The organism is Ochrobactrum sp. SFR4, from assembly GCF_019730395.1.
Classification (GTDB): Bacteria; Pseudomonadota; Alphaproteobacteria; order Rhizobiales; family Rhizobiaceae; genus Pseudochrobactrum.
The window spans coordinates 1-258 of sequence record NZ_JAAPBB010000971.1 but is presented as its reverse complement, the minus strand read 5'-3'; the positions used below and the strand labels follow the sequence as shown (position 1 = coordinate 258).

At 60.9% G+C, this 258-nt stretch carries 1 protein-coding gene; it reads right to left on the bottom strand.

Features of this window, described 5'->3' with window-relative positions; all coding sequences use genetic code 11:
• On the bottom strand, positions 1-244 hold a 244-nt coding region (locus HBA93_RS24800), incomplete at its 3' end, for a hypothetical protein (RefSeq protein ID WP_221724662.1).
• Positions 245-258 lie beyond the last annotated feature (14 nt).

Here is a 258-nt window from a genome sequence, read left to right as displayed (position 1 = left end):
GCATCTGCATCGGCGTCAGCATCAGCATCTGCATCGGCATCTGCATCGGCATCAGCATCGGCATCTGCGTCCGCATCAGCGTCGGCATCGGCATCCGCATCAGCGTCAGCATCGGCGTCGGCGTCTGCATCTGCGTCGGCATCAGCATCAGCATCTGCATCTGCATCTGCGTCGGCATCAGCATCAGCATCCGCATCGGCGTCTGCATCAGCATCAGCGTCAGCATCGGCATCAGCGTCGGCATCCGCATCTGCATCT